This window comes from Bifidobacterium thermophilum (assembly GCF_002846655.1).
Classification (GTDB): Bacteria; Actinomycetota; Actinomycetes; order Actinomycetales; family Bifidobacteriaceae; genus Bifidobacterium; species Bifidobacterium thermophilum.
In genome coordinates, this window is the sequence record NZ_PCGX01000007.1 from 55302 (window position 1) to 76837 (window position 21536).

General features: G+C 62.8%; 12 protein-coding genes and 2 pseudogenes. 11 read left to right on the top strand and 3 right to left on the bottom strand.

Annotated elements, in window-relative coordinates; translation table 11 throughout:
* Window positions 1-57: 57 nt before the first annotated feature.
* From CQR48_RS02320 to CQR48_RS02345, 6 genes and pseudogenes are all read left to right on the top strand, one after another.
* Window positions 58-831 carry a polyprenol monophosphomannose synthase gene (locus tag CQR48_RS02320; protein WP_240932217.1) on the top strand — a complete coding sequence of 258 codons (774 nt, stop codon included), beginning with the start codon at window positions 58-60 and terminating at the stop codon, window positions 829-831.
* Between the two features lie 295 nt (window positions 832-1126).
* Window positions 1127-1918 (top strand): annotated as a pseudogene (locus CQR48_RS02325) (DeoR/GlpR family DNA-binding transcription regulator); the annotation flags it as partial.
* Window positions 1919-2269: 351 nt separating this feature from the next.
* Complete coding sequence (gene galT, locus CQR48_RS02330) at window positions 2270-3553, top strand: galactose-1-phosphate uridylyltransferase (protein WP_101451872.1); 1284 nt, start codon at window positions 2270-2272, stop codon at window positions 3551-3553.
* Between the two features lie 192 nt (window positions 3554-3745).
* On the top strand, window positions 3746-4969 hold the full coding sequence (gene galK / locus CQR48_RS02335) for a galactokinase (protein ID WP_101451932.1): 1224 nt from the start codon (window positions 3746-3748) through the stop codon (window positions 4967-4969).
* Window positions 4970-5273: 304 nt separating this feature from the next.
* Window positions 5274-5546, top strand: a complete 273-nt coding sequence (locus CQR48_RS02340; protein WP_015449974.1) for an ACT domain-containing protein — start codon at window positions 5274-5276, stop codon at window positions 5544-5546.
* A 67-nt stretch (window positions 5547-5613) separates the two neighbouring features.
* A complete protein-coding gene (locus tag CQR48_RS02345) occupies window positions 5614-6978 on the top strand; it encodes a PFL family protein (protein WP_101451873.1) in 1365 nt (454 codons plus the stop codon).
* Between the two features lie 293 nt (window positions 6979-7271).
* Here the strand turns inward: CQR48_RS02345 and CQR48_RS02350 are convergent, their stop codons facing one another.
* Window positions 7272-8789, bottom strand: a complete 1518-nt coding sequence (locus CQR48_RS02350; protein WP_244898902.1) for a hypothetical protein — start codon at window positions 8787-8789, stop codon at window positions 7272-7274.
* Between the two features lie 11 nt (window positions 8790-8800).
* A complete protein-coding gene (locus tag CQR48_RS02355; RefSeq protein ID WP_101451874.1) occupies window positions 8801-9070 on the bottom strand; it encodes a hypothetical protein in 270 nt (89 codons plus the stop codon).
* Between the two features lie 220 nt (window positions 9071-9290).
* On the opposite strand from CQR48_RS02355, the gene CQR48_RS02360 reads away from it, so the two are divergent.
* Entirely contained in the window at window positions 9291-12926 is a 3636-nt protein-coding gene (locus tag CQR48_RS02360) for a starch-binding protein (RefSeq protein ID WP_101451875.1), read from the top strand.
* A gap of 11 nt (window positions 12927-12937) precedes the next feature.
* Window positions 12938-13903: a hypothetical protein gene (locus CQR48_RS02365; protein WP_244898903.1), complete on the top strand. Its 966-nt coding sequence runs from the start codon at window positions 12938-12940 to the stop codon at window positions 13901-13903.
* A gap of 218 nt (window positions 13904-14121) precedes the next feature.
* Here CQR48_RS02365 and CQR48_RS02370 read toward each other — a convergent pair whose 3' ends face one another.
* The gene (locus CQR48_RS02370; RefSeq protein ID WP_101451876.1) at window positions 14122-14763 is read right to left on the bottom strand and encodes a tRNA (cytidine(34)-2'-O)-methyltransferase; all 642 of its coding nucleotides are present in this window, start codon (window positions 14761-14763) and stop codon (window positions 14122-14124) included.
* A 2-nt stretch (window positions 14764-14765) separates the two neighbouring features.
* Between CQR48_RS02370 and CQR48_RS02375 the strand changes: the two are divergent.
* From CQR48_RS02375 to rpoB, 3 genes and pseudogenes are all read left to right on the top strand, one after another.
* A pseudogene (locus tag CQR48_RS02375) lies at window positions 14766-15683 on the top strand (HhH-GPD family protein); the annotation flags it as partial.
* Between the two features lie 213 nt (window positions 15684-15896).
* Window positions 15897-16559, top strand: coding sequence for a hypothetical protein (locus CQR48_RS02380; protein WP_205827696.1), 663 nt, complete (start codon window positions 15897-15899; stop codon window positions 16557-16559).
* A gap of 1366 nt (window positions 16560-17925) precedes the next feature.
* Window positions 17926-21495 (top strand): DNA-directed RNA polymerase subunit beta, encoded by a 3570-nt coding sequence (gene rpoB / locus CQR48_RS02385; RefSeq protein ID WP_015449988.1) that lies wholly within the window; start codon window positions 17926-17928, stop codon window positions 21493-21495.
* Window positions 21496-21536: the final 41 nt, after the last annotated feature.

The following is a 21536-nucleotide window of genomic DNA, read 5'->3' on the forward strand; positions in this document are numbered from 1 at the left end:
CGTTTGACGTGGCATGAAGTGATATGAAACGACGTGAAGCAGCTTGAAAGGGGAGTCATGACAGCATCTGCAAGTGGAACCGGCATGGCGGGGGACGGCGTGTGCGTGGTGATGCCGACATATAACGAGCGCGAGAACCTCCGCACAACCCTTGATGGTGTGTTCGCCTACAATCCGGGTGTTGACGTGCTGATCGTCGATGACGCCTCCCCGGACGGCACGGGTGGGCTTGCCGATCAGATGGCACAGGACAATGGGCGTATCCATGTGCTGCATCGCGGGGGCAAAGGCGGCCTGGGGCCGGCGTATCTGGCTGGGTTTGCATGGGCGTTGGATCGCGGGTATGCCGTGGTATGCGAGATGGATATGGATGGTTCGCACCGCCCACAGGATTTGGCGCGCATGCTCAAGGTGATGCGCTGCGATCGTGGCGTGGATCTGGTGATTGGATCGAGACGTGTGCCGGGCGGGCGTACGGAAGGATGGCCGTGGTATCGCGATTTGATTTCCAGGGGCGGGTCATGGTATGCGCGCAGGATGCTGGGGTTGGGTGTGCGCGATATGACCGCCGGGTTTCGCGCGTACCGGGCCGATTTGCTCAGGCATATGGATTTGCGGTCCGTTGAGGCGAACGGCTATGTCTTCCAAATTGATATGACTAGGCGCGCCGCGGCGGTCGGCGGCAGGATTCTCGAGGTGCCGATCGTCTTCCCCGAACGTCGCCGTGGTGTGTCGAAGATGGATTCGGCGATTGTCGTTGAGGCGATGCGGAATGTCACCTTGTGGGGGATTGCGCGGATGCGTTCGGCCCATAGCCGTCGTGCCGATTAGCGGATCGACTGGCGGGTGCCGGGTAACGCGCGGTAGAGAGCATTCAGCCTGTGACACGCAGCAGAAGATAGCCAGCAGACGGTATCCGACAGACGACACCCAGCGGGTGACGCGCAACAGGCGACGCGCAGCGGGCGACACGCCGATGACCACAACGAAGATGCGTTCGTTTATGTTCATCTTGCTTACAGAAAGTGCGGAAAACTTAGCGTTTTTGTGAGTTTTCATGATGTTGTCGAGCGTTATCCGCTCAATGCTGTCACTTGTGTGCGCAATTGTGTGCGATAATGTTCATATGATTTCGTCACAACGTCAGCATCTGATTCTCAGCAGATTGCGCACCCGCGGTGCGGTGCGCATCACCGCGCTGTCCAAAGAGCTCGGCGTGTCAGCCATGACCGTACGCAGGGACATCGCCGAACTCGCCGACAAGGGCCTGCTCAAACGCGTCCACGGCGGCGCAGTGACCACCAGCACCCTGCTGAGCGAACCTCTGTTCTCCGTAAAATCGCAGATGGACATCGGCCTCAAGGACGCCATCGCACAGGAGGCAGTCAACTACGTCTCCCCGGGCGACGTCATCGCCATCGGCGGCGGCACCACCGCCTACGTGTTCGCCCAGCACCTGCTTGAATCCCAGCAGTCCAGCGGCGTCACCATCCTCACCAACTCGATTCCCGTCGCCGAACTTGTCCAGGCGCTCGAATCCAAGGATGTTGAGGTGATTGTCACCGGTGGCGTCATCACCCGTTCCAACTCCCTGGTCGGGCCGATTGCGGACAAGGTCGTGCAATCCCTGCGCGTGAACACCGTGTTCCTCGGCACGCATTCGGTGTCCATTCCGCGTGGCTTCCTCATGCCGAACTCATTGGAAGCGGCCACCGACATGGCGATGATGGATATCGCCGACCGGACGATTATCCTCACCGACCACACCAAATGGAGCAGCACCTCGCTGTCCCTGTTCGCCAACTTCGACCAGGTCGACACTGTGATTACCGATGACGGGCTCGATCCTGATTCCGTCACCAAAACACGCGAACTGGTCAAGGAACTCGTGCTCGCCAAACAGGGCGAGTCGGACGAATCAGTCCGTTCGCCCCGCCGGATACGCCCGAACGAGAACGGCGTGGTCGCCGAACATGTCGGGGCGCATGCTGCCGCGGGAGGCCCGGGATATCCCGATTCCGTCGATGACGAGTATGACCTTCCTGCGGATCGTGAACCCCGCGGCAGACAGACGAAGGCCGGACGGACAACGGGGACGCCGAGGCCGGTCGGCAAGTAGCAGACAACCACAACCAGACTCGGCGGCGGGCAGCGCAGCCCGTCGCCGCGACAGAGGCGCAATGCGGCGCATTCAGTCTTGGCGACGCATGCGATTCTGTTGTGAAAGAAACAGACAACATAAGCTCAACCGTCCAACAAAGGAGACGACATGACCACCCAATCATCCCAATCGGCCCAGCAGACGCCGGCATGGCAGTACTATCAGCCCGGCGCATATGCGAGCGCCAACATCCGCATCACACCGACCACCCTCGCCGACGGACGCGACTTCTTCTATCTCGATGACGACCCTGAGTACGTCAGCGGCAAGAAGACCCGCGAACTGCATGACCCCCGCCATCTCGCCTACCGTTTCGCGCCTCATTTGGACGCCGACGGCAACGAGGTGCCGTACGCTGCACCGCAGATGCGCCGCGACCCGCTGACCGGCGACTGGATCCCCATGGCCACTGCGCGCATGAACCGGCCGATCACCGCCGGTCCGGGGGCCACTGCGAAGGGCAACCCGCTCGCCGCGCGCAAGCCGGGTGACCCGTATCAGGACGGCGAAGTGCCGGATACCGATTACAACGTCGTTATCTTTGAAAACCGTTTCCCCTCGATGGTGCGCGTGCCCGGCGTGCCTGACACGGTGACGAATGTCGACGGCAACCCGCTGTGGCAGCAGAAGATGGCCGGCGGCAGGTGCGAGGTTATCTGCTTCGACCCCAACGAGCATGGTCTGCCTGCCGATTTGCCGGTGCGCCGCCTGCGCACGGTTGTTGAGGCGTGGGCCTTCCGCACCGCCGAGATCTCGCATATTGACGGTATTGAGCAGATTTTCCCGTTCGAGAACCACGGTCAGGAAATCGGTGTCTCGCTCGCCCATCCACACGGCCAGGTCTACTGCTACCCGTTCATCGCGCCGAAGCTGGAAACCGAACTGCAGCACACCGAGGCATACCACGAACGTACCGGCGGCAACCTGCTTCGCGACCTCATGAACGCCGAAATCGAGGCGGGGGAGCGGATTGTCATGCGCAACCACAGCTGGATAGCCTACGTGCCGGCGGCGGCGCGCTGGCCGTTGGAAGTGCATGTCGCCCCAGTGCGCGACGTGCTCACCATCGACGAGCTTGACGACCAGGAGCGTTGGGATTTGGCACAGATGTACTCCACGTTGCTCAAGCGTGGCAACGCCTTCTTCGACAAGGGCGACGGCAAGGGCATGGATCTGCCGTACATCGCCGCGTGGCATCAGGCGCCGATTCATGACGCCCGCCGCGCGAACTACCGGCTCAACCTCCAGTTCTTCTCCTTCCGCAGGGCGGCGAACAAGATCAAGTATCTGGCGGGTTCCGAATCAGGTATGGCCGCATGGGTGTCCGACACGACGCCGGAACTCATCGCCAAGCGGTTCCATGAGCTCGGGCCGATTGACATCGACGACTGAACATGTATCGGCTGGCCGTGCGGCGGCTGACCAGGCATTGGCGTGCGGAACGTCGGTGGGCCTGGACCAGCTGCCGGTGGGCAGCACAGCGGCACATCAGCGCAACATCATTCGAAAGGAATAATCATGACAACACCAGACCAGCAGCATGCAACGCAGGATGCCGCCGGAAGCATCCCGTTCATCGACGCGATGGGCGACGCGGAAGGCGCCGCCGCAGCCCGAGAGCTGTTCGAACAGGCATACGGTGAGGCGCCGGCAGGTGTGTGGGCGGCTCCGGGGCGTGTGAACCTCATCGGCGAGCACACCGATTACAACGCGGGCCTGTGCCTGCCGATCGCGCTGCCGCACCGCACGTATATCGCACTGAAACCGCGCGAAGACACGAGTGTGCGTGTGGTTTCCGATGTCAGCCCCGACAAGGTCGCACAAGCCGATTTGGACGGTCTCACAGCCGGAGGCGTCGATGGGTGGGCGGCCTACCCGGTTGGTGTCGCATGGGCGCTGCGTGAAGCCGGATTCAGGCAAGTCAAGGGCTTTGACGCGGCCTTCGCCTCATGCGTGCCGCTCGGCTCCGGGCTGAGCTCCTCCGCCGCGATGACCTGCTCGACCGCCCTCGCCCTGGATGACGTGTACGGGCTCGGCTTCGGCTCAAGCGATGCGGGGCGCATCACCCTGATCAACGCAGCCATCGCCGCGGAAAACGATATGGCGGGCGCCTCCACGGGCGGGCTTGACCAGAACGCCTCCATGCGATGCACGCCGGGGCACGCCCTGCTGCTGGACTGCCGGCCTGGCCTGAGCGCCCTCGAAAGCGTGTCCCAGCAGGCATTCGACCTCGACAAGTATGGGCTTGAACTGCTGGTCGTGGACACGCGGGCCCCGCATCAGCTCAACGACGGGCAATACGCCCAGCGCCGCGCCACCTGCGAACAGGCGGCTGCCGGGCTCGGGGTGGAGAACCTGCGGGTGATTGCCGACCGGGTCAACGCCGCCGACGACCCCGAGGCCGCGCTTGCGGACGTTCTCGGCAAGCTCGATGATGACGTGGAGCGTCGGCGTGTACGTCACGTCATCACCGAAATCGGCCGTGTCGGACAGTTCGTCGATGCGTTCGCAGCTGGGGATATCAAGCGTGCCGGCGAACTGTTCAACGCCTCCCACAATTCCCTGCGCGACGACTACCAAGTCACGGTGCCGGAGCTCGATGTCGCCGTGGACACCGCGCGGACCAACGGCGCGTACGGCGCCCGCATGACCGGCGGCGGCTTCGGCGGCTCCATCATCGCGCTGGTAGACAAGGGACGCAGCCGTGAGGTCGCGCAAAAGATCGCTGACGCGTTTGCAGTGCATGGATTCCACCAGCCTCGGGCGCTCGCCGCGGTCGCATCCGCTTCGGCGCACCGCGTCGACTGATACAAATCGACTGACACGGGGAACGTCAGCAACGCCTAGATGCCCGGAACGGACCGTCGGCAACAATGCCGAGTTCGTTTCGGGCGTCTGTTATTTCGGGTGTTTGTTGTTTCGATTGCCTGTTGTGTCGCGTGTCCCCGCTTCAGGCGTCGTTGACTTGGCGTCCGTTATTCTCACAGCGAGTCGGTGCCCTTCAGCCCTAGGCAAATCGTCCCGAAACGGACATTCCCGGCCCGATGACGTGTGCATTCCCTATACTTGAATCCATCTGGATACCATCGCACCGATTTTCCAAGGGAGATCCATGAACAAGGCAATCATCACCGTCGTAGGCCAGGACACCGTCGGCATTATCGCCCGCGTCTGCACGTACCTTTCCGGTCACCATGTCAACGTCCTCGACATTTCGCAGACCATCATCGACGGGTTCTTCAACATGATGATGATCGTCGATTACAGCAACGCCGACAACGAATTCGGCACCATGGTCAACGACCTCGACAAGCTCGGCGAGGAGATCGGCGTGCGCATCCGCTGCCAGCGCGAAGAGATCTTCACCAAGATGCATCGCGTCTGAGTCCAGTTATCACGCGGATCGCCGCGCAAGAACGCAACCGAACGAATCGAAAAGGACAGACACGACCATGCTGAATATCATGGAGGTCCACGAGACCAACAAGATGATCGAGCAGGAGAAGCTCGACGTGCGCACCATCACCATGGGCATCAGCCTGCTTGACTGCGCGGCCGACACCGTGGACGAGGTGTGCGACAACATCTACCGCAAGATCACCACGTACGCCAAGGATCTGGTTTCCACAGGCGAGGCCATCGAGCGCGATTACGGCATTCCGATTGTCAACAAGCGCATCACCGTCACGCCGATTTCGCTGGTCGGAGCCAGCGCTTGCAAGAGCTCCGAGGATTTCGTGCGCATCGCCCATGCGCTGGACAAAGCCGCGAAAACCGTCGGTGTTGACTTGATTGGCGGCTACTCTGCACTTGTTTCCAAATCCATGACGCCCGCCGAGGAGATGCTCATCCGCTCCCTGCCGCAGGCGCTGAGCGAAACCGACATCGTGTGCTCGTCGGTGAATGTCGGCTCCACCAAGACCGGCATTGACATGAACGCGGTTTACCTGCTCGGCCACATCGTCAAGGATGTCGCCTACGCCACCCGCGACACCGACAGCGACGGCTGCACCAAACTTGTGGTGTTCTGCAACGCGCCGGATGACAACCCCTTCATGGCAGGCGGCTTCCATGGCGTGACCGAAGGCGACGCGGTGATCAATGTCGGTGTTTCCGGCCCCGGTGTAGTGTCCCGCGCGCTTGACGAGGCCAAGGGTAAGGACTTTGAATTCCTGTGCGAGACCATCAAGCGCACCGCGTTCAAGATCACGCGTGTCGGCCAGCTGGTCGCCCAGGAGGCGTCACGCCGGCTCGGCATCCCGTTCGGCATCATCGATTTGTCGCTTGCTCCAACCGCCGCTGCCGGTGACTCTGTCGGCGAAGTGCTTGAGAAATGCGGGCTTGAGCAGGTCGGCGCGCCCGGCACCACCGCAGCGCTGGCCATGCTTAACGACCAGGTTAAGAAGGGCGGCATCATGGCGTCCTCGTACGTCGGCGGCCTGTCTGGCGCGTTCATCCCGGTTTCTGAAGACAAGAACATGATCGATGCGGCTGCTTCCGGTTGCTTGCGCATCGAAAAGCTCGAGGCGATGACGTGCGTGTGCTCGGTCGGCCTTGACATGATTGCGATTCCAGGCGATACCACGCCGTCCACCATCTCCGGCATGATCGCCGACGAGGCGGCCATCGGCATGGTCAACCAGAAGACGACCGCCGTGCGTGTGATTCCGGTCATCGGCAAGGGTGTCGGCGAATCCGCGGAATTCGGCGGGCTCATGGGTTATGCGCCGATTATGCCGGTGAACCAGACCAGCTGCGAGGCCTTCGTGACCCGTGGCGGCCGCATTCCGGCACCGATCCACTCCTTCAAGAACTAGCGCATCTTCACGCTTGAGTGCATTGCTTCGGCCCCTCCGCGGAGGGGCCGTTGTGTTTGCGCATGGATGTGAGATGCGAGCTTGGTAGGGGAGTGCGGATTCACAGGAAACTCGCAGAAAAACATGGTGGTTCCTGAAGGTTAGGGAGGTTAACTATGTCTCAGCTGCAAAAAGCCTCGAACCGCAAGGTTCCCGATAATTGAATCCCCTTCTTCTCTCTTCTCTCTCTAAAGCCCGGAGGCGTTCGCCTCCGGGCTTTTCTGTTGATTGCATATTTTCTTAATGCAGCTGGTTTATTCGTCTGTTTCCGTTTCGGGTTTGCCTGGTCGGATGGTCGCGGCTCGCGCGACCCGCAGGAGCTCGCCCTCCCAGCGTTCCACGGCTCTGGCCCTTCGCCCGGGCCGGGCCGCGTCCAGGCACAGCATCACGGCCAGGCCGCCCGACCGGGGCGCGAGCAGCGCGACCGTCAGGCACGAGCCGTTTCGCGCCTCCCAGCGGCGCGTGAACGGGCCCTCCGCGCACGGCTCGCGCGAGACCGAGCGCGCGGGCCCGTTCTCCTCCTCCCAGCGTTCCAGCCACTCGTCCCACGCCTCCCCGCCGTCCGGCCCCTCGTCCCATTCGGCCTCGGCCAGGTACAGGGACGCCACGGGATCCCCGCCCCGGCCGGTCCGCTCGAAGGCGAGCAGCACCTCGCCCGCGGCCGACGTGCGCTCCTCGAACCCCTCGCCCGGCCCGGGAAGCAGTACCTCGCCCCCATCGCACAGTGCGACGCTCCGCGCAACCGGCTCGCGTCCCCCGGCCCGCCGGCCGTGCGTCCTCTTCCACTCGTCGACCGCCCCGTACGCGTCCATCACCGCATCCCCAAGCTCCTCGGCGGACGCGCCGGCAGGCACGGTGCCCTTCCACACCTCGTCGCCCACCAGATCACTGGTACGCGGCGGATATGCGCACACCCAGTAGTACCTATCCTCGTAGTAGGTGACGTCCACGAAATCGTTGTTCCGGGCGAACGCCCTCCATGTCTTGTATCTGGTGTCGTGCCGCCAGCAGTTCTCCTGCTCCTCGAGGTTCAGTTCGAGCGGTCCCGTGCACTCGATGAACGCGAACGAGTCCAGCAGCGCCACGCCCACGTCCTCGGCCGTCACGTCGGGGCCCTTCAGACTCGCAAAGAACCGATCCGTTAATCGATCAACGCCCCAACACTCCACATAAGGTAGAAGCAGGAGCCTATTCCCCTCCCGGTTCACCGATACCGTCATCACACCCATATCATCTGCTTCCTTTCCTTCTGGTAATCCTGTACACGATCCGGAGCCTTGTTCACTCCCCGCTCGCCGCGCGCCCTCTTCCACTCGTCGATCGCCCCGTACGCGTCCATCACTGCCCCGCCCGAGCTCCCCCGCGGACGCGCCGGCGGGCACGATGGCGTGCCATATGGAGTCTCCCGGATCGTCGCCGCCCGACCTTGGCGCATAGGCGCACACCAGATACCTGCCGCCGGGACTGGTGGAGACCCGGACGAAATCGTTGTTCCGGACGAACGCCCGATGCGTCCTGTACCTCGTGTCATACCTCCAGGAATTCCTCCTTTCCTCGAGGCTCAGCTCGAGCTGGCCCGTGCGCTCGATGAACGCGAACGCGTCCAGCACCGCCCCGCCTATGTCCCCGGCCGTCATGCCGGGGCCCTTCAGGCTCCTGAAGAATCGGTCCGTCACCCGATTGACGCCCCAGGATTCTACGCATGGGCGAATCAAGAAACGACTGCCCTCCTTGTCTATCAACACGAATCTGGGATCGAAGTCCGGTTCCATATGCGGTCCTTTCACTTGGCGATCTTGTATACGATGCGTATGCCCGTGCCGGCATGCTCCCTCTGGAACGCCCTCAGCGCCTCGGCGATGTCGTTGCCGATCGCAGTGTCCGGGAACACGACCTCAAGCATCTTGGTGAAGGCATTGCCGTGTATCGCCTTCCCCGTCTTCCACTCCCCGGTATCGGCGGTGGCTACGGGAACGGAAGCCTCATTAGATGCACGATTGCTATCTGTGTTCAGATTGTCTAATCCCTGTGGCTGGTTGTTGTGTTGTCTCATATTCTGGACGTTTCCTGGTTGGTGGGTCAAAGGTTTGACGGCTGTGGTTCCAATGGTTCCGTTGGCGTTTTGTGTTCTGCCGTCGTTTGCGTTCCGGGGTGTTTGTCTGTTGTAATCGGTTGCGGGCCGCGGCCGTGCGGGCCCGCAGGGAAGTGAGGGATGCGTGGGGCGTCCGCGGCGGCGCACGCGCCCATGCGATGAGGTCAAGGGAAGAGGGCCTATGAGAGGTTCCCGTCTGTCATGCGTGCTGTGCGCGCTGCTTTCGATGTTCATGGTGATGCCCGCCTCGGTGGCGTCCGCAGCCACCGATGGAAGCGGCGGATCAGGCGAAGTGACGATTCATTATTACGACAGTGCCGGCTGGGCGAAGCCGTTCGCGTACATGTACGGCGACGGCGTGCGCTCCGCGTCCTGGCCGGGCGAACGGATGACGGACGACGGCGACGGCTGGTACAGCGTCACCGTGGACGCGCCGCATGGATTGCGCGTGCTGTTCAGCGACAACGGAAAATCGCAGCACCCCGGAGCGAACCAACCGGGGTACGAGGTCAATGGCGAAGCCTGGTTCGTGGGGAGCACGCGGCACGACTCCATGCCGGAAGGCATGAAGGTGCACTTCTACGACTACGCGAACTGGGGCAAGGTCCGCCTGTACTACTATTCCGAAGCGGCCAGAGGGCCGACGTGGCCGGGCGAGGCCATGCATGCAGACGGTGACGGATGGTATACCGCGACCATCTTCGGAACGCAGCCCGCCCGCGTGCTGTTCAACGATGGCGGCTCGAGGCAGACCCCGGCAAGCGGTCAGGAAGGTCATCTGGTAACGGCCGAGGCATGGTGCCGCAACGGCGTATGGACCGACACGAGACCCGACGGCGTGCTCGTCATGTTCCATAAGCCATCGGGATGGGGCAGCCCCCGAATCTACTATTACACGTCCGATGCCGACACCGGGCCCGCCTGGCCGGGCAACGCCATGAAGCACATGGCGGACGGCTGGTATTCCTACACGATAACGAAATACGCCAAGGCGCGTGTGCTGTTCAACGACGGCGGGCATCAGGTTCCCGCAAAGAGCGCGCCCGGCTACGAGGCGTCCGGGGTATGCCGTTGGGACGGCGGCGACTGGTCCTGCGGCGATCCGGCCATCGACGGCGACGATGACGGCGTGCCCGATGTACTGGGCATGATGCTCGGCGGCGATAGCGACACCGACGGTGACGGACTGCCCGATGCGTTCGAAACCATCAGAACAGGCACGGACCCCTCCCGCGCCGATAGCGATGGCGACGGCGTGGCGGATGGCGATGAGGATCCGGATGGCGACGGGCTGACGAACCTGAACGAGCGGGAGATCGGCACGGACCCGATGGCGGCCGATACGGATGGCGACGGGCTGACCGACGGCGAGGAAACGACGCGCACTCATACCGATCCCCTCAAATCGGACACGGACGGCGATGGCGTGGACGACCGGCGTGAGATCCAATGGGGCACGGACCCGCTCGTACCTCAGGAGACGTTCGATGTGACGGCACCCGCCGAGGATGTTGGGCAAGGCGACGTGGACGTGTCCGTGTCGGTGAATCTCCCCGCGAGCCAGGCCGCCACCCTCGACGTGCGCAGATACGACAACCCGTCGTATTTCCCGGACGATATGCCGGGGCTCATAGGGGATGCGTACGAGTTCACCGTTGACGGGCAGGTGGGGTCCGCGACGCTGCGCTTCCGCTTCGACGAATCGCTGTTGTCGGATTCGTCGTTCGACCCGGCCATCTGCTGGTTCGACGAAAAGGAACAGCGGCTCGAGGAACTCGATACCACCGTGACCGGAAACGAGGCCACGGCGACGGTCTCGCATTTCTCGAAATACGTGCTGGTGAACCGGACCACGTTCCACGACTCGTTCTCATGGGAGGACGTGTGGGGCGACGAACAGTTCAACGCGGTGCAGACGGTGTTCGTCATAGACGATTCGGGCAGCATGTGGAGCAACGACCGCGGAAAGAAGCGCCTTTCCGTGGCCCGCGACCTTGTAGGGCGCTTCCCGGGGAACACCCGCACCGGCGTCGTGCGCTTCGCGGACGGAGCCACGGACCTGACCGGCGGGCTTACGGATGCGCAGACCGCGAAGAACGCCCTGGCGGATGCGAACTTCCACGATTCGGGCGGCACCAGCATGTACCTGGCCGTACGGCAGGCCCTGAACATGTTCCAGGGCGACGATGATGCGACGCTACGCAACATCATCGTGCTTTCCGACGGGGAGACTGCCGATACGCGGCTGCATGACAGCGTGGTCGCCGAAGCCAACAAGCGCAAGGTCAAGATCAACGCGGTCGGACTGGGCGGAGGCGGCCCCGGATCATATTTCGAGCGATGGATGAAACCGCTGGCCAGCCAGACCGGCGGCGAATCCTATCTCGCCCAGGACGCCGATGCGCTGGCCGGCATCTACGAGAACATCGGCAAGCTCATCGACATCGAGACCGACAACGACGGCGACGGCATCCCCGACTGGTACGAGGACCATCTCGTGCTGTTCAACGGCGTCTCGCTCAAACTCGACAAGAACAATCCCGACACGGACGGCGACGGCATCCCCGACGGCGAGGAGATCGACCGCCTCGACTACCGGTACAACGCCGACCGCACCAAGGTGATTGTCACCGGACGGCTCATCACGAACCCCACACTGGTCGATTCGGACGGTGACGGCATCGCCGACGCGGACGAACCGGACCCGACGACCGACCCGATGAATCCCGACACGGACGGCGACGGGTTGACCGACGGCGACGAAGTGCGCCGCAACTTCGACCCGACCTCGCCCGACCCAGACGGCGACGGGCGGCGCGACGACAGGGAGCTCGCCGACGACACCAGCCCGTACGTGTACGACAAGGCATGGTACGAGCAGTTCGCCTGCTTCGTGGTCGGAGCGCTTGCGGGGGACTTCATCACCGATGACGACGACCCCGTCACCCTGGCCGGCCAGATCATCGGGGGCGTCATCCCCACATCCGATGTTCGCGACGCCATAGCGAACGTGAAGCACGGCGATTACGCATTCGCCGCGATCAGCGCCGCGGGCATCGTCCCCGCCGCCGGCGACGCGGCCAAGGGCGCGGCGAAGGCCGGCAGATTCATCCTGCGCAACATAGACGACCCGGCGAAGGCCGCAAGACTGCTGGCCATACTGGAGGAGAGCTGCCCGAGCGTGGTCGCCAAGCTCGGCGGCAGCGACGGATTCGTCAAGGCCGCCGCCAGCTTCTCCCAGACCGGCCACGCAAGACTCACCAAAAAAGAGAAGCAGCATCTCGTCAAGGCCGTCAACAAGGCCGGTCTCGCCAAGCATCTGGTCACATCCGGTAGGGACCTGCCCATCGCGGCCACAATCGACACCGGCAAGAACGTCTGGAACGAGCGGTGGCTGAAACGCGGCGACATCATTGACGAACACCTGAACGGGCATTCCACGGGCCGCGGCCTGGGCCGCACGTTCCCGGTCGCGGACAGGCTGGAGAACAGGGTCCTGGTGAGCACGAAAAGCCTCGACCTGGACGCGCGCAGCTACCAGACGCCCGGCAGGCTGAGATCCAGACTCAACAAGTACGTGAAGGATCTCGAGGGATTCGAGGACAAGTATCTGAATAAGGTGGATAGTGAAGGCCACAGGTACAGAAAGATTGGAAATAGGGATAAACGTCTGTCCGAAAAGGACTATGACTCCAAGATGCTGGAGGTCGTGTTCCCGGACACCGCCATCGGCAACGACATCGCCGGGGCGCTGAGGGCGTTCCAGAGGGAGCATGCCGGCACGGGCATACGCATCGTGTACAAGATCGCGAAATAGGAGGAAAATACATGAGCCAGATAAGGATAGTCTCCATAAACAGGGAGAAGGACAGGTTCCTGGTCTGCCCGTTCGTGATGAGCTGGGGCATCAATCGGGTGACGGACCGGTTCTTTCGGAGTCTGAAGGGCCCCGGCGTGACGGCCGGGGATGTGGGCGTGGCGCTGCTGGACTCGTTCGCGTTCATCGAGCGCACGGGCCCGCTCGAGCTGAGCCTCGAGGAGCAGGAGAACTTCTGGCGGCACGACACCAGATACAGGACGTATCGGGCGTTCGTCCGGAACAACGACCTCGTCGAGGTCACCAACTACAAGGACAAGGAATATTGGGTGTACGCATATCCGCCAAGAATCGGCGACGATTGGGACGACGAGGTGTGGCGGGGCACCGTGCCTGCCGGCGCGTCCGCCGAGGAGCTCGGACAGGCGGTGCTGGACGCGTACGCGGCCATCGACGAGTGGAAGAGAACGCACGGCCGGAGGCCCGCGCCCCGCGTGCCGGTTGCGCGGAGCGCGGGACTGTGCGACGGGGGCGAGGTGGTCATGCCCGGTCCGGGAGAGGGGTTCGCGGAGCGCACGTCGGCCGCGGGCGAGGTGCTGCTCGCCTTCGAACGGACCGGACGGGGCGGGGATCCCGTGGCGTCCCTGTACCTGGCCGAGGCGGAGTGGGACGCGGAGGCGGACGGCGGGGAGGCGTGGGACGAGTGGCTGGAGCGCTGGGAGGGGGATAACGGGCCCGCGCGCTCGGTCTCGCGCGAGCCGTGCGGGGAGGGCCCGTTCACCCGCCGCTGGGAGGCGCGCAACGGCTCGTGTCTGACGGTCGCGCTGCTCGCGCCCCGGCCGGACGGCCTGGCCGTCATGCTGTGCCTGGACGCGGCCCGGCCCGGGCGTCGTCCCAAGGCCGTGGGGCGCTGGGAGGAAGAGCTCCATCGGATCGCACGCGCCGCGACCATCCGACCAGGCAAAACGGAATCTTGAGAATGTGAGGCAATAGTGAAAACAATAATCGCGGTGAAAGCAGCGTTTGCATTGCTTTCACCGCGATTATTGTGGAGCATAAGGAATCCACTGGGCTTCTGCGTCACGCTCCGTTTGCAATTATTGACCGGCCTTGCGGCCGGACGGTCATATCTCCTCGTTCGGCACTGTCGTGCCTCTCTCGGCGGGGCTACGTAGAAGCCCACCGGGCTTCTACGTCACGCCCCGCCCTTGAAGCCCATTTGGCGCCAGGCTTCGTAGATGGCGATGGAAGCACAGTTGGTAAGGTTCAAGCTGCGCAGGCTCGGGCGCATCGGCAGACGCACCTGCTCGGCCACATGCGGGCCGGCCATGATGTCCATCGGATCAGGGATATTGCCCGGTTCCGGGCCGAACAGCAGAATGTCGGTCGGCCTGTATTCGATGTCGGTATACAACTTCGTGGCATGCGCGGTGAAGGCGATGATGCGCGAATCCGGCATCGATTCCACCAGATCCTCGAAATTCGGGTGCAGCACCACATGTGCCATGTCGTGGTAGTCAAGCCCCGCGCGGCGCAGCTTGGTGTCGCGTAGATTGAAGCCCAAGGGCTCCACCAAGTGCAGGATTGTGCCGGTTACGGCGCACAGGCGGATTGCGGAACCCGTGTTGCCCGGAATGCGTGGGGAGTAGTAGCACAGATGCGGCGTGGAGGTTTCCGTTTTGGCCGCATCCTTCGCGCTCAGCATGGCGTCCACCACGGAAATCGGGTTGCCGTGCGCGTCGGTCACCAGCTCGTCCGGCCCGTAATTGGACTTGCGGTACCCGTATTCGAACATCTTTTCGACATGATCCTCGGGATTTGCTGCTTCGTTAGTCATGAATGCTAAGAATAGGAATGATGAATGACACCAAGAACCTTAACGCAACCGAAGTCGCGCTGTGCTTGGCCGCATGGTGGCGGTCCAATGCGCGTGACCTGCCGTGGCGCTTCGGACGGACCGGCGCCTGGGGCATCCTTGTCTCCGAAGTGATGAGCCAGCAGACCCAGATGAGCCGGGTCGTGCCCTACTGGACCACGTGGATGCGCCATTGGCCGGACCCGGAAGCACTTGCCGCGGCATCCACGGCGGAGGTCATCACCGCATGGGGCCGCCTCGGCTACCCGCGTCGTGCTTTGCGTTTGCAGGAGTGCGCCCGCGAAGTCGCCACGCGATACGGCAACCGGCTTCCTCGCAGTTACGACGAGCTGGTCGCGCTGCCCGGAATCGGCGATTACACGGCGAGTGCGGTCATGAGTTTCGCGTTCGGAGAGCGGATTGCCGTCATCGATACGAATATTCGGCGTGTTCTGTCACGCATGTTCGTCGGCGAGGAATCGTTGGGCGGGTCCACGACGGCGAAGGATCGGGATCTGGCTTTGCGCGTGCTTCCCGAAGATCAGACAGCCAGCGTCGTGTGGAACGAGGCGGTGATGGAGCTCGGCGCACTGGTGTGCACGGCGAAATCTCCGGCTTGTGAGACTTGCCCGGTTGCGTCGGTTTGCGCGTTTCTTGCGGCGGGCCGTCCGGGACTGGGACAGCGCCGGACTCGTCCCCGTCAGCGGTTCGCGGGCACGAATCGACAGGTGCGCGGCATTGTGTTGGCTGCGTTGCGTGCGCTGCCTGCAGATGCCCCGGTATTGTCGCGCGCGCGGGTGGCGTCGTTGTGGCCCGACCAGACGCAGCTTGATGCGTGCGTCGCCTCGCTTGACGAGGACGGACTGATTGAAATCATTGGTGATGAAGGGATTCGTCTGCCCGCCGGGAGCGTCCGGAATGCTGATGCCGACGCGGACGCAGGTGCCGGCGCCGATGACAGTGCTGGTGCCGTTGGCAGCGCCGATACCAGTGCGAGCATCGAAACGCACGCCAACACTTCGCAACCCGACGCTACTTCGCAATCTGACGCAACTTCGCAATCCGACGTAGCGTCAGCGTGACACGTCACCACCGGCATGACTACACTGGACCATATGTCATCGAGCAGCCAGCGCACTTCCAACAACCCGCGGAATCGCCGTCCCCGCCGAAAATTGTCCAAACGGCAGCGGCAGATCTACCGCAGGCGTCGCATTGTCGCGTTGATTGCGTTGATTGTCGTTCTTGCGTTGATTGCGTTTTGTGTGTACAGCCTCGGCCGGGGAATGATGGCGATTGATGCGTCGATCCGCCATGACGACCAGATGGCGTTGACTCGTTCGGCGGTGCCGACGCCGAAGCAGCAGAGCAAAGTCAAGGATTGCACGGCGTCCGATATCGATTTGTCGTTGCAGTCGGATTCCCAGACGGTTGCTGTCGGTGGTTCCATGAAATTCACAGCGACCATCAAGTATGTGCCGAAGGGCAAGAGCAGCTGCCTGATTGATGCCGCGGATGATTCGCGGGTGCTGACCATCAAGTCGGGAAGCGACACCGTGTGGCGGTCCGACGTATGCGATGTGGATTCGCGCCAGCTGCTGCTTGCGGTGGGGGACACCGACACGCAGACGATGACGTGGAACACGAATCGTACCGGGAGCTCGTGCGCTGAGGATTCAACGCTGCCGAAGGTGGAGGCCGGGACTTATACCGCACAGCTGTCGATGAAGGACCATCCGAAGATTGTGAGCAATAAGGTGACGATTACCGTCGGGTAGGCGGTGCCGGTCAGCGGAGTCGGGCTGGCGGTGCTGGGCTGGTGGCGCTGTGGATTGGCGGTGCTGAATGGGTGGTACTGGGGATTCGCAGCGCGTGGCTGGACGGGCGGCGCTGGACGGTCCTTCCCGTCACCAATTTCGAACGTCTATCTATGGCGATACTAGGCGGTGAACCCTTTCAGCACCCCGCAGGGAATGGGACTTCATGCACCAGCTTCTGGGACAACACCTCAGAGCGATGATGTATGCGTCGGCATACGAGGTGTGACGTATGCGCAGTGCGATTGGTCGGTCGGGTGCAGTGGGGGAGTTGTGGGGAACAGTTGATACACGATATGCCGGGTTGTGTATGTCGCGGCATGCGTGACCGGTGATTTGGCGGTGTGATCGGACTTGTCTGAGGTTGGTCTGTCGTGTTGCGCATGTCGTGGCATGCGCGCCCGGTGATTTGCGGGGTTGGTTCGGTTGGCTGAGCTGCGATCTGTCGGGTATCGCATGTGCGGGTATGTGCGAACGGTGATTTTGCGCCATGACAGGTTGTCCATACAAGCCGCATATGGGGATTGACTCGCACGGTGGCGGGGTGACCGGGTCGGGTCTGCCGGTTCGTTGGTCTCGGGTGTCATCATGTGAGGATTCACTCACATAATGGGGGTCGGGACGGCTTCGAGTCGTCGGCGTTCTCGAGTTGGGTGTCATCGTGTGAGGATCCGCTCACACGATGACGGTGTGACCGGGGGCGGCTCGGTGGTTTGGCTGGATTGGGGGTCATTGTGTGAGGATGGACTCGCACGATGGCGGTGTGAGTGGGTGCGGGGCAGTGGGTTAGCTTGTTGATCCGTGGTTGTGTGAAGATTGGCTCGCACGCCGGCGGTATTGTCGTTTCCGGCTTGGTGGTTTGGCTGGATTGGGGGTCATTGTGTGAGGATTGGCTCGCACGATGGCGGTTTGGGTGGCTGGGGCTGGCCGGTTTGGTGGTCCCCGGGTGTCGTTGTGTGAGGATGGACTCGCACAATGGCGGTGTGAGTGGGGGCGGGGTGGTGGTTTGGCTTGGTGGCCCGTGGTTGTGCGAGGATTGGCTCGCATTCTGGCGGTCAGCGTGACGGATAGACCGCTCCCGCTACTCCCGTCGCCATCCCCTCACTCCCGCAGCCGCCCATTGCTCTCACCCCCACCATCCCTGCCCACCCCACAAGCGTGTCGCATTTGCGGCGCGCGCAATCATCGGCTAAACTATTGACTTTGCGTAAAGTGTGTCATATTGCGGGCATGCTGACAGTGAAGAAGCGCCCGCGAACAGCATATAGTGGCCGTCCGCCCGCGTTTCCGGGGAACAAACGACAAAGCGAGCGATAAGGAACGTCCATTGGCTGCTGAACAAGCTACGACGAACACCACCAAAGTCATCGCACGTGCCGACGAGCATGACATCAAACTGCACAAGGCGTCGGATCGCGTGAATTTCGGCTCCATCCGTGAGCCCATCGATGTGCCCTACCTGCTGGGCGTGCAGACCGACAGCTTCGATTGGCTGATCGGCAACGAGCGCTGGAAGAAGCGCGTCGAGGAAGACGAAAAGAACGGCACCAACACCGTGCCGCACGTTTCCGGTCTTGACGAGGTCTTCCAGGAGATCTCACCGATTGAGAACTTCACCCAGACCATGAGCCTGACCTTCTCCGACCCGTACTTCGAGGAGCCGCGTCACACGGTCCAGGAGTGCAAGGAGAAGGATTACACCTATTCCGCGCCGCTGTATGTGAACGCTGAGTTCGAAAACGGCGACACCGGCGAGATCAAGAGCCAGACCGTCTTCATGGGCGATTTCCCGCTGCAGACCCCGCACGGCACCTTCATCATCGGCGGCACCGAGCGCGTCATCGTCTCGCAGCTCGTGCGCTCCCCGGGCGTGTATTTCGACCGCCAGCAGGACCGCACCTCCGACAAGGAGGTCTTCGGCGCGAAGATCATCCCGAGCCGCGGCGCATGGCTCGAGTTCGAGATCGACAAGCGCGACGTCCTCGGCGTGCGCGTGGACCGCAAGCGCAAGCAGTCCGCGATCGTGTTCCTCATGGCCATCGGCATGACCAAGCAGGAGATCGCCGAATCCTTCAAGGATTACCCGCTCGTGCTTGACGCGCTGGCGAAGGAAACCTCGATCAACACGCAGGACGAGGCCCTCGTTGACCTATACCGCAAGATTCGTCCGGCGGACACCCCGACCCCCGAGGCTGGCAAGAACCTGCTGGATTCCTTCTACTTCAACACCAAGCGCTACGATCTGGCGCGCGTCGGCCGCTACAAGATCAACCGCAAGCTGGGCCTTGAGCGTGATTACAACGATCGCAGCCTGAGCCGCGAGGACATCATCGCCACCATCAAGTACCTGGTGACTTTGCATGCCGGCGACAAGACCTTCCCGGGCATGCGTGACGGTGAGCCGGTCGATCTGCGTGTGGACGTCGACGATATCGATCACTTCGGCAACCGTCGTATCCGTCAGGTCGGCGAGCTGATCCAGAACCAGCTGCGCACTGGCTTGAGCCGTATGGAGCGTGTCGTGCGCGAACGCATGACCACCCAGGACGCCGAGGCCATCACCCCGCAGTCCCTGATCAACATTCGCCCGGTCAACGCGACCATCAAGGAGTTCTTCGGCACTTCCCAGCTGTCCCAGTTCATGGACCAGAACAACCCGCTGGCCGGCGTGACGAACAAGCGTCGTCTGTCCGCCCTCGGCCCCGGCGGCCTGTCCCGTGACCGCGCATCCATGGAAGTGCGAGACGTGCACCCGTCCCACTTCGGCCGTATGTGCCCGATCGAATCCCCTGAAGGCCCGAACATCGGCCTGATCGGCTCGCTGGCGACCTTCGGCCGCATCAACCCGTTCGGCTTCATCGAGACCCCGTACCGCAAGGTCGTCAACGGCCATGTGACCGACGAGGTCGTCTACATGACCGCCGACCGTGAGGCCGAGCACGTCATCGCGCAGGCCAATCAGGAGCTTGACGAGAACGGCAACTTCGTCTCCAAGGAAGCCCTTGTGCGTGACGCCCAGGGCGAAGCGGAAGATGTCCCGGTCGAGATGGTCGACTACATGGATGTCTCCCCGCGTCAGATGGTGTCCGTCGGCGCCTCCCTGATTCCGTTCCTCGAGCATGATGAAGGCCACCGAGCGCTGATGGGTACCAACATGCAGCGTCAGGCCGTCCCGCTGGTCAAGTCCGAGCGCCCGCTCGTAGGTACCGGCTCCGAATGGCGTGCAGCCGTCGATTCCGGCGATGTGATCCTCGCTGAGAAGGATGGCGTGGTCACCTACGTGTCCGCCGACATCATCCGCACGATGAACGACGACGGCACGCAGTCCAGCTACAAGCTCGCCAAGTTCCAGCGTTCCAACCAGACCACCTGCTACAACCAGGTCCCGCTTGTCAAGCATGGCGAGCGCGTGGAGAAGGGCACTGTCCTCGCGGATGGCCCGGCCACCGAGAAGGGCGATCTGGCACTGGGCAAGAACCTGCTCATCGCGTTCATGCCTTGGAACGGCTACAACTACGAGGACGCTGTGATTATCTCCCAGCGTCTGGTGCGCGACGACACCCTGTCCTCGATCCACATCGAAGAGTACGAGATCGACGCCCGTGAAACCAAGCTCGGTGCTGAGGAAATCACCCGCGACCTGCCGAACGTCGGCGAGGACGCGGTCGCGAACCTTGACGAGCGTGGCATCATCCGCATCGGCGCCGAGGTCGAGGCCGGCGATATCCTCGTCGGCAAGGTCACCCCGAAGGGCGAGACCGAGCTGACCCCGGAGGAGCGCCTGCTGCGCGCCATCTTCGGCGAGAAGAGCCGCGAAGTTCGTGATACCTCGCTGCGCGTGCCGCACGGCGAGACCGGTACTGTCATCGCGGTCAAGGAAATCACCCGCGAGGATGCCGAGGAGGACGGCGACGAGCTGCCCAACGGCGTCAACCAGATGATCCGCGTGTACATCGCCCAGCACCGCAAGATTACGCAGGGCGACAAGCTCTCTGGCCGCCACGGCAACAAGGGCGTCATCTCCCGGATTCTTCCGGAAGAGGATATGCCGTTCATGGCCGACGGTACCCCGATCGACATCATGCTCAATCCGCTAGGCGTGCCGAGCCGAATGAACCTGGGCCAGGTGCTCGAGCTTCACCTGGGCTGGATTGCACACGCCGGCTGGGATATCAGCATCGACCCGGATGTTGAGGCCGCTTGGAAGAAGTACGTGCCTGAAGGCGCCGAAAAGGGCGCGCCTGGCACCCCGGTCGCGACCCCGGTGTTCGACGGCGTCCGTCCGGACACTTTGAAGGGCTTGCTCAAGTGCACGCTGCCGGACAAGGACGGCAACAAGCTCGTGGGCGAGGACGGCAAGGCGCAACTGTTTGACGGCCGCACCGGCGAACCGTTCCCGAAGCCGATCTCCGTGGGCTACATGTACATGCTCAAGCTCCACCACCTCGTAGACGACAAGATCCACGCGCGTTCCACCGGCCCGTACTCGATGATCACGCAGCAGCCGCTCGGCGGCAAGGCCCAGTTCGGTGGCCAGCGCTTCGGCGAGATGGAGGTGTGGGCCCTTGAGGCTTACGGCGCCGCCTACACGCTGCACGAGATGATGACCACCAAGTCCGATGACGTCGACGGCCGCGTGCGCGCCTACGGAGCCATCGTGAAGGGCGAGAACCTGCCGCCGGCAGGCATCCCGGAGTCCTTCAAGGTGCTTCTGAAGGAAATGCAGTCGCTCGCCCTGAACGTCGAGGTGCTCAACGCCGACGGCCAGGCGATCGACATGCGCGAGGAAGACGACGACCCGGCTTCCAACTCCAACGATCTCGGCTTCAACATCGGTGCCCGCCCGGACGCCTCCGCCAAGGAGGATCAGGCCGCGGAAGAGCCCGAATACAAGTGACGACATAGCTGTCCGTGCCCCGCCTGAAGCGGGCCGGGCGC